This window comes from Syntrophaceticus schinkii (genome assembly GCF_000946815.1).
Lineage (GTDB): Bacteria > Bacillota > DSM-12270 > Thermacetogeniales > Thermacetogeniaceae > Syntrophaceticus > Syntrophaceticus schinkii.
Window position 1 is genome coordinate 19,500 of record NZ_CDRZ01000212.1, and the last position, 10,265, is coordinate 29,764.

Here is a 10,265-nt window from a genome sequence, read left to right on the forward strand (position 1 = left end):
ACAACTCATCCCCGACTAATAGAGTATGTTCGCAGCTCCGGACAGCCTCACCTCATTCCACACGTGGTTGATTTAAGGAGATGTCACTGGCTTTTTACTATCCAGGCAATATATTTGTTTTTCAAAGGGTATCTTCCTTTGTAAAAATTAATGAAAGAAACAACAGCGTATTGGGCACTTGCACACCTGCTTTATACTGTCAAGCTTTTAAGAAAGAGGAATATATCATATTTTTGCGAAGATCTAAATAAAGGTTCCAACCCATTGATAAGGATCACAATTCGACAGTTTTCTAAATGACAAATTATCAATAAAACTGCCGGTGGTATACAAATATCAGTATCCATTTGGAGGGATTGCAGTGGGGATAACTGTCAGAGATGCCTTGAAACTTGGAGGGTTAAAGAAGGGAAGGGTTATTGGCGGTTTTGAAGGGTTGGACAACACAGTCAGATATGTGAGTGTGCTCGAAATAACCGATGACCAGGTAGCTGACCCCGCACTCTGGTACAGGGGCGATGAACTGATGATCTCAGCGCTTTACTCTGTTCGGGACGATGTCAGCGCACAGGTTAAACAGCTGGAGCGAATAGCAGCCTGCGGTTGTGCAGGATTAGTCTTGTGTCATGAAGGAATTTACCTAAAAGAGATCTCACCGGAACTGATCAATGCAGCTGATCGCCTGAAAATACCTTTGATCGTGGTTCCAAAGGAAATTGGATATATCGATATTATTAATCCTGTTTTAGAAGAAGTGATCAGCATACAAAAAGAAGAACTCGAATACGCCCTAAATGTCCAAAATAAAATGACCGACCTGATCTTAGAAGGGACGGGACTGAAAAAGGTAGCCAGTGAAATCAGCAAAATACTGCAGTGCCCCTTTTTAATAGTAGATTCAGAACACCGCATTTTGACAAAGGGCTATCACAACCAGAAAGGCTCCTCTTTGCTCAATGAAGTCATCAACAATAAGCAGCTCTGCGAAGAACTGCTGGAAAGTGACAAGGAAAATCCTGTCCAAATCAATAATTGTCAGTGCTTTAATATCCCTGTGCGTTCCGGGAAAAATGTATTTGGCAAACTGCTCCTCTTTAGGGGCAGGCCATTTGAAAAACTTGAGCTTGTCGCCATTGATGAGATTTCCAAAGCGGTAATGTTGATTTTAACCCAGAAGATTGCCAAAAAAGAAGAAATGCTGAGGGCACAGCGAGAGTTTTTGGATGAACTTCTTTCAGGCAGCATTCAGGATGAAGAAATGGCCCTCTCCAGGGCGGAGTACTTTAAAATAAAGGTTCCCCACAAAATAATGGCCATGGTAATTGAAACCACAGAACCCCATCAGCAAAATACCAAGAGCAAACGCAGTGAAGGTTACCTAAAAAGCAAGCAGAATGAGATCATTAAAACCATAGACTCAATAATGAAGTATAAAATAAATTATCTGGCAACTACCAGAGGAAACTTAGTAATAGTTTTGATGGAGGCCGGTGAAGACACGGAAGCCCTGGCAGTTCATCAGGCAAAAGAGATCGGTGAAAAGCTTGCCAAAGAAATCACAGCTAAGATAGATAACCTTGACGTGTTTATAGCTATTGGGGAGCAGTATGACAAACTCACCAAAATACACAAGAGCTTAGGCGAAGCTTTGAAAACAATCCAGCTTGGAAAAATACTGTTTAATTCTGTTAAATGTGTTCATGTAACTGATTTGGGTGTTTACTATTATCTACCTGAGCTTTTGTCCAACGAAAACATCAGCGGTTATATCACCAGCACCACCAGCGCACTCAAAGAATATGACGCTGTCAAAAACATGAACTTAATGGATACATTTAAGCTGCTTCTGTTTGAAGAAGATGTAGGTAAAGTCGCAGACAGCCTGTTCATCCACCGCAATACACTTCTCTACCGTAAAGAGAAAATCAAAAAAATCCTTGGAGTTGATCCCTTTATACAACCAAACAAATTAAACTACCAGCTGACCATCATCCTGGCCCAACTCAAAGAAGCAAAAGATGGGTGAGACGCGGGAGACGCGGGGACGGTTCTCGCGTCTCACCTCTCGGGGAGTGAGACGCGGAGACGCGGGGACGGTTCTCGCATCTCATCTCGTTTGAGACGCAGGGATTGTCATGCTTTCAGAATCACAGGAGGACAGTTCTGAAGTTACAGCAGGCGAAATGCGAAAAAACAAGAAACAGAGAGATTACGGGAACAGCTCTAGTGATCTCATATAATGGGGTCACGGATGAAAGCGCTCTACTGGGCGCTGATGGCTGCTTGCCTCGTGATCTCATATAATGATGTCACGGAAACAAAAGTAACTTACTCACGCCTGACCCCCTGTACCATATATACGAGTGCCGGCATTTCCCTGGATGGTCACTCCGATCGGCTCCGGCAAGGGATGATTACTTGATTGCTTCCTTCCATCCGGAATCCGGCAAAAGGCCTAGTTGCTATAAATACGTGTGCCGGCGTTTCCCACTACTGCCTCTTCGATCAGCTCAGGCATAGTGATGATCACTTCTTTGCCTCCCGCTTCCAGGAAGGAGACCGCTGCCTCGATCTTTGGCCCCATGCTGCCGGCTGCGAAGTGCCCCTGCTTCAGATAGTGCCGCGCCTCCTCCAAGGAAATGGAGTCAAGCTCAATCTGGTCAGGCTGCCGGAAGTTCAAGCATACCTTGCTGACAGCGGTAGGAATGACCAGTATGTCTGCGCCCAGGAAGCCGGCGAGCAGGCTGGCAGCACGGTCTTTATCGATCACTGCCGCGGAGCCTACCAGGGGCTTGCCTGCCTTATCGGTGACGGGTATTCCCCCATCATCTACCGTGCTGTACAATCCGCCCCTCTTTCTCCGCTGACAGGTACTCCCCCTACCATCTGCCAGGGCTGCGCAGGCTGAGCCTCTCCCTCCGGTAACAGGTATTTCTCCGCCACCTGCTGTGGCTGTGCAGTCCGAGCCTCCTTCTTCGGTGCCTGGTATCCCCCTACCATCTGCCAGGGCTGCGCAGGCTGAGCCTCTCCCTCCGGTAACCGGTATCCCCCCGCCACCACAGGCAATGACAGTGAACCCTTGTGCTACCAAAGCACGAATTGCCCTGCATTCCACGATCTCTACCGGCTGTGGTGAAGCTACCACCCGCCTGTATCCCCTGCCTGAATCCTCAACCATATCCCATCCCTTTTCATGCATCAAATTCTGCCCTTCTTCTTGATCATAAAAAGGCCCAACCGGCTTGCTTGGCTTGGAATAAGCATCATCATCTGCGTTAACCCTTACCTGGGTAACCACAGTGACAACATCTTTATCAATGCCCTGGCTGCGGTATTCGTTGAGCAGGGCCTGCTGGATCATGTAACCGATAGAACCCTGGGTTTCCGCCACACATACATCCAGGGGCTGTAGGGGTAGCTGCTCTCTGGCAGCCTCTGACCTTAATAAATTAAAACCGACCTGGGGTCCATTACCGTGGGTGATTACCACGTCAAACCCCTTCTTAACAAGACTCACAATATGCTTGCAGGTGGACTGGACAACCTCCAGCTGATCTTCGGCACTGATTTTATCCTTATCCTTGATCAGAGAGTTGCCTCCCAATGCGATAACCATTAGTTTTTTCATTGCGTTCTCTTCTTTCTTTATAGAGCTTATTTTACGTCTGATGCCTGGCACCTTTTTGTAGAACTTGTCTATACAACTTGCATCTCCCGGTGCCTGTCACCTTTTTGTAGGACTTGTCTATACAACATGTTCCCCGGGGTGCCTGGCACCATTTTCATTTTCATTCATCCTTCTTATTCTACCAGTTAATGGCTTATAACACAATACGGGTTGCAGCCCTGGGCTGACACATGAATCTCAAACATGGGACTGCACAAGGTGTTTTGCAATTGCGCCAAAATTTTATCGCGCACTTTACCTGCCCCGGTTCTCAGCAGAGCAGGTATGCGGTGATTTTTGATGCGTCAGCTCTGGTTGCAGGCGTACAAACATGACAGGCGCGCGGGAACGATTCCGGTGACCCGTACTTGGTACCATCCAAGGTGACCTCCCGGTGCCTGTCACCATTTTGACAAACTTGTCTATACAACTGTGTCTCCCGGGTGACTGTCACCGTTTTGAGGGACTTGTCTATACAACTTGCGTCTTTCGGTGACTGTCACCGTTTCGGTCTTCGGTGACTGTCACCATTTCGTAGTCACCATTTCGTACATCTCAGAAATGCACCAGGAACCGTCCCCCGCGCATTTCTGTCTCTGAACCGCCCCACGTCCCCAGTGCATCTTAGGCCTGGGTAGCTGAAGCAGTATGTGTGTCTGAAGCGCCGCCGGCAAACTGGCTGTAATAAAGGTCCGCATAGAAACCGCCCTCTTCCAACAGCTCTGTATGGGTTCCTTTTTCGATCACCCTGCCATTGTGCATAACCAGGATCATATCGGCCTCACGAATCGTGGACAGCCTGTGGGCAATAACGAAGCTGGTTCTTCCTTGCATGAGCCTCGTCATCGCCTTTTGGATAAGCAGTTCGGTCCTCGTATCAACACTGCTTGTGGCTTCATCGAGGATCAGGATCGCCGGGTCCGCTAAAATAGCCCGTGCAATAGTCAGCAGCTGTTTTTGTCCCTGTGAAATATTAGAGGCATCTTCTTTGAGTGTTGTGTCGTAGCCGCCGGGAAGGGTTCTGATAAAGTGGTCAGCATGAGCCGCTTTTGCCGCCCGCATGATTTCATCATCTGTAGCACCCGCGTTGCCATAAGCTATGTTCTCTTTGATCGTTCCATTAAACAGCCATGTATCCTGTAAAACCATGCCGAAAATGCTACGCAGTTCCCCCCGCTTGATCTCCTTGATATCCATACCATCGATCATGATTTTCCCGGCATCTATTTCATAGAAGCGCATCAAAAGATTAACCAATGTGGTTTTGCCCGCACCGGTGGGTCCCACGATAGCGATTGTCTGCCCTTTTTCGACATCAATATTCATATTATCGATAACAGTGACATCCTCGGTGTAACCGAATTTAACATTTTGTAACTGCACATCACCCCTGGGAAACTCGATCGCTTTAGCCTCAGGGCTATCGGGCTCTTCTTCAGGCTCATCGAGAATCTCAAAAACACGCTCTGCTGAGGCAACAATCGCCTGGAATATATTTGCTATACTGGCGGTTTGGGAAATCGGCCGTGTAAACTGCTTTGAGTATTGAATAAAGGCCTGCATATCACCGATGGTTATCACCCTCTTCATGACATATATACCGCCGATCACACAGACAACCATATACCCCATATTGTTGATCAGGTTCATCAGCGGCATGATAACACCGGACATGAATTGGGCTTTCCATCCGGAATCATAGAGGTCTTCGTTGAGCTGATTAAATTTACTGATAGAATTCTCTTCCATTCCAAATGCCTTAACTATCTGGTGGCCTGTATACATCTCCTCAACATGTCCATTGAGCTCACCCAGGACCCTCTGCTGTTGAACAAAGTATTTTTGTGAACGGGATGTGACATATTTTGTCACAATAAAGGAGAGGGGGATGACCACAAAACAAACCATCAGGGTCATCACTGGGCTTATGGTCAACATCATTACGATAATACCAACCAACATTACTATAGCAGTTATCACCTGAGAAAAACTCTCCCCCAGTGAACTGCTGATGATATCAACATCATTTGTAACACGGCTCAATATTTCGCCATGTGTATGAGAATCAAAGAATTTAAGAGGGAGCTTAGAAAGCTTGTCATTGATTTCGCTGCGCATTTGGAAAACCGTGTTTTGTGCTACATCAACCATGATATATTGTTGTAAATAGTTGAATACTGCGCTGATCAGATAGAGTGCCACCAGGACAAATAGAATATTGGCAATATAGCTGAAATCTATCCCTGTACCGGGGATACCCTTATGCTTCGCCAGCACACCTTCGAAAAGCTCAGTTGTGACTTTGCCCATGATTTTTGGGCTCATAATACTGAAAGCAGTGCTGAGTACCGATAACACAATCACAGTATAAAGCTTAAATCGATGAGGTTTAAGAAACATAAGCAGGCGTTTTAATGTGCCCTTAAAGTCCTTTGCCTTTTCCACAGGGGCTCTTCTAAAGTGGCCATGGCCACCACCAGACCTCAGCGCTTGAAGCTGTCTTCTATCTTTTTTTTCTGCACTCATGCTAACTCCTCCAGTGCAAGCTGTGAGGACATAATCTCCCGGTATACACTACAGGTGTCTAAAAGTTCCTTGTGTCTCCCTGCTCCCACAACCCTGCCATCATCCAAAACAATAATCTGGTCGGCCCCCATTACCGTGCTCACCCTTTGGGCGACAATGATCACAGTGGAATCAGCCGTTTCTTTCCTCAGAGCGGAGCGCAGCGAGGCATCGGTTTGATAATCAAGGGCTGAGAAACAGTCATCGAAAACATAGATTAAAGGCTGCCGCACCAGTGCGCGGGCAATGGCAAGGCGCTGCTTTTGGCCACCCGACAAATCGGTGCCGCCCTGTGCTATAACTGAATCCAGACCATCAGGCATGCTGAAGACAAATTCCGCGGCTTGGGCGGATTTTATGGCACGGTGCACCTCTTCATCTGAGGCGTCTTCTTTACCGTACCGGATGTTTTCAGCAATGCTGCCGCTAAACAAAACAGCCCTTTGGGAAACGTAACCAATCTTAGACCTCAGCTCTTCCTGCGGCATTTCCCGGATATCCACGTTGTCAATGGAAATACTGCCACTGTCAACATCGAAAAAGCGCGGAATTAGGTTGATCAAGGTGGATTTCCCTGAACCGATGCCGCCGATGATGGCTGTTGTCTCACCAGGCCTGGCGCAGAACGAAATACCACTGAGGGCAGGTTTTTCCGCCCCGGGGTAGCTGAAAGTAACCTCTTTAAACTCCACATATCCCTTGTCTTTTGCGTTGGCGGCCCTACAAATTTGCTCTTCACCAAATGGGCATGGTCTTTTTCGGCTGCTTCCCGGATCATTGATAGCTTTATTAACTAGCTCTGCATCTTTGATCTCTGGAGATTGCTGGGGTTTACGGGCAGTCGACCCTGTTCTATTAACTTGCTCTACATCTTTCATCTGGCAGGAGGTATCCAGTACCTCATTAATTCTTCCCGCGGAAACCGCAGCCCGGGGTATCATAACAAAGAGCATAGACAACGCAATCAAGGATTGCATAATCAGCATCACATATTGGATAAAGGCCATCAGATCGCCGACCTGCATATACCCGTTGTCAATACGCAGACTACCGAACCAGATAATGATGATTACTGTAAAGTTAAACACCATCATCGTAGCAGGCGTTAAGGTGGCCATCAGCTTGTTGGCCTTAATAGCGGTGTCAGTGAGGTCAAGGTTGGCTTCATTAAAACGCTCTTTTTCATAATCGACACGATTAAAAGCACGCACAACCCTGACTCCGGTGAGCACTTCACGCAGGACAAGAGTCATTTTGTCAATTTTTTCTTGCATCGCTCTAAACAAAGGCACGCTTTTGCGGCCAACCATATAGATCAGCGCAGCCAGGACAGGCATGGCAATAATAATAACCAGCGATAATTTTGCATCTTTTGATACCGCCATGATAATTCCACCGATAAACATCATCGGCGCTCTAAGCATAAAACGCAGCGTGTTTGTGACAACATCCTGCATCTGCCTAATATCATTTGTCGTCCTGGTGATCAGAGATGGGGTGCCAAACTTTTCAGATTCTCTTAATGAAAAACTTTCAACTTGCGAAAAAACCTTGCTGCGAAGATTTTTACCGAACCCAACCCCGGTTCTTGCAGATAAAAATCTAGACAGAACAGCACAGGCAGTACCGATGACAGTAATCACCAGCATGCGCCCTCCCATTGTCAAAATATAGGCCGTGTCACCATTTACAATGCCTATATCGACAATATCGGACATCAAATTCGGCAGGTACACCTCAGAAAATGCCTGGCAAAACACCAGAACAAATATAGCAGCCACAGACAGTGTATACGGTTTTAAATACTTTAATAACCTTAACAAATTATCCTCTCCCAACCTTGGTGAGACACGGGGACGGTTCTCGCGTCTCATTCGCGGCGTGGGGAGGTAACGCGCGGACGGTTCTCGTGTCACCTTCCTCGCGTCACCTCCTTGGTGGGTGACGCAAAGCAGTTCTCGCGTCACCTTCAGATACTTCTACCTTTATATCTACCATCAGCAAGACGCAATTAATGTAGTCCCGCGTATCTCATCCATTTACCTTCACCAAAGGGTAGTTTTTCCCTCCCATGTAAAGCACCCATTTAAAATAACGAAGGCCTGGCCAGTTAGTGGTTGGTGGTTAGTCGTTAGTTGTTACGTTAATCATTGGAGAGATTGTTCTGTTGACTAATAGAAGCAATAACTCTGATCCTTCCACTAAACTCCACTAAACTGAATAGAGGATTAAAGCAAGGCTTGCTCCGTTACCCGCCCCTTTATTGATCAATCGTTTTGAGGAGATTGTCTCGCATCTGCATCAAGAACTTGCGCAGCAGATCTCGCTCTTCTGCGGTAAAGTTGCCAAAGCACTCCTCATCTATTGTTTTTAAGGCCTTTTTTACCTCACGGGAAGTCTTTCTCCCCTTCTCAGTCAGATATACCCTGGATACACGCCGGTCATCATCGTCCGCACAGCGCTTGATCAGCTCTGATTTTTCCAATCTGTTTAACATAACAGTCATAGTGGCAGCCTTGATATGCAGCTTTTCCGCCAATTCCTTCTGGCTCTGGCCACCCTTTTTGGCCAGTGAAAAAAGCAGTGGATGCTGTCCGGGGTAGACACCTATCTTCTCCAGCAGCGTATAAGTACGATAATAATGAAACCGCACTACCTGACAGAACACCCTGTACAATGAATGGGACTCCTGACCGTTCATCATCATACACCTCGATTTAGTTAGACGGCTAATAAAATAATACTTACGGTGTGCTGAGTTGTCAAGGAAAATGGTTCGGAAAAAATATAAATAACGAGAAACAATCTGTAATAGTATTGTAATAGTCTATGATGGGGATGAAATATCTCCCTGTTATACTGGCTTTAGAAACCCGATGATGGGATTCACAAACGCGAAAGGGGGATTGAGATGTTTTTGAGCAGACGGATGACCTGGAAATTAGCAATGGGGACTCTGGTGCTGGCTTTGGTCTTTCTGTTTGCTGCCGCAGGGTGCGGCAAACAGGATCTCCAAAAGGAGCCGGTTAATAATCAGACTAAAGTAGAGGATATAGATACCAACAATTCAACCAGCAGTAGAGAACCAGCGAATAAAACAGAACCAACCAAACCCGTCGAAAATAAAGACAGTGAGACAAAACCTGTTTCAAAGCCGGATACCGGCACAGAACAAGCGGTAACCAAACTGAAGCTCACCCTTTATTTTAGTGACAATGACGCCTCCTATCTGGTTCCGGAAGTTCGCGAAGTAGAAGTGCGCGGCAAGAGAACTGCAGAAGCGGTAATCAACGAGCTGATTAAGGGGCCAAAGAACCCTAAACTATCACGAACAGTACCGCAGGAGACAAAACTAATCTCTGTCAAAGCAGCATCCGGTGTGGTTTATGTAAACCTCTCCAAGGAGTTTCAGACTAAGCACAGCGGTGGCTCAGCGGGAGAGATCATGACCCTCTACTCCATCACCAACTCCCTCACTGAACTTCCTGGAGTACAGAAGGTGCAGTTTCTCCTGGAAGGAAAGAAAGTAGATGCCATCCTGGGACATACCAACACCACAAACCCCCTGGCCCCCAACTGGAACACCGCCCCCCTGGCAGGACTTAAAGCGTGACAAAAGGACAGCCCCCGCATCACGTCCGTGTTACGTTGCATCAGAAATATGCCAGGAAGTAGAGTAGGCGGGGTCTCTCGCCTCCTGGTAGCGTTTAGGTCGGGACAGTCCATTATCTGCCCCTTTCGTCTGGCAGTGCCTTAATATCCCAGCCATGCGCTACTGGCCATGCAATTGTACCCCTACCCCTCATCGAACCGTACGTGCGCTATTAACGCATACGGCTCTCCGTAGTCATTATTCACGGAGCTCACGCAAAGATTCTACCCTTGACATCGTAAATATTCACATATATGCGGGGCGTAGGTAAAGGATACTTCTTCAGAAATAGCCTGAATTTCTCCCAATCGAAGCTTTTCCTCTGGCTGCGGCGGTTTAGCCATTTGAAGAACAGTTTCTCTACCTCATAGAGAAATTTAT

General features: G+C 46.9%; 6 protein-coding genes. 2 read left to right on the forward strand and 4 right to left on the reverse strand.

The annotated features are described in order from the left end of the window. Nucleotides 1-361: 361 nt before the first annotated feature. Entirely contained in the window at nt 362-2,026 is a 1,665-nt protein-coding gene (locus tag SSCH_RS07645) for a PucR family transcriptional regulator (protein ID WP_044664942.1), read from the forward strand. A gap of 429 nt (nt 2,027-2,455) precedes the next feature. Here the strand turns inward: SSCH_RS07645 and SSCH_RS16530 are convergent, their stop codons facing one another. The 4 genes from SSCH_RS16530 to SSCH_RS07670 form a co-directional block, all read right to left on the reverse strand. Further along, nucleotides 2,456-3,679: a carbamate kinase gene (locus SSCH_RS16530; RefSeq protein WP_198142273.1), complete on the reverse strand. Its 1,224-nt coding sequence runs from the start codon at nt 3,677-3,679 to the stop codon at nt 2,456-2,458. A 612-nt stretch (nt 3,680-4,291) separates the two neighbouring features. After that, nucleotides 4,292-6,193 (reverse strand): ABC transporter ATP-binding protein, encoded by a 1,902-nt coding sequence (locus tag SSCH_RS07660; protein WP_044664943.1) that lies wholly within the window; start codon nt 6,191-6,193, stop codon nt 4,292-4,294. Beyond that, complete coding sequence (locus SSCH_RS20920; protein WP_044664944.1) at nt 6,190-8,055, reverse strand: ABC transporter ATP-binding protein; 1,866 nt, start codon at nt 8,053-8,055, stop codon at nt 6,190-6,192. Before SSCH_RS20920 ends, SSCH_RS07660 begins: the two co-directional genes overlap by 4 nt. A gap of 437 nt (nt 8,056-8,492) precedes the next feature. Then, a complete protein-coding gene (locus SSCH_RS07670; RefSeq protein ID WP_232294289.1) occupies nt 8,493-8,900 on the reverse strand; it encodes a MarR family winged helix-turn-helix transcriptional regulator in 408 nt (135 codons plus the stop codon). 243 nt (nt 8,901-9,143) lie between these two features. Between SSCH_RS07670 and SSCH_RS07675 the strand changes: the two genes are divergently transcribed. Beyond that, a complete protein-coding gene (locus tag SSCH_RS07675; RefSeq protein WP_052835447.1) occupies nt 9,144-9,845 on the forward strand; it encodes a GerMN domain-containing protein in 702 nt (233 codons plus the stop codon). Nucleotides 9,846-10,265: the final 420 nt, after the last annotated feature.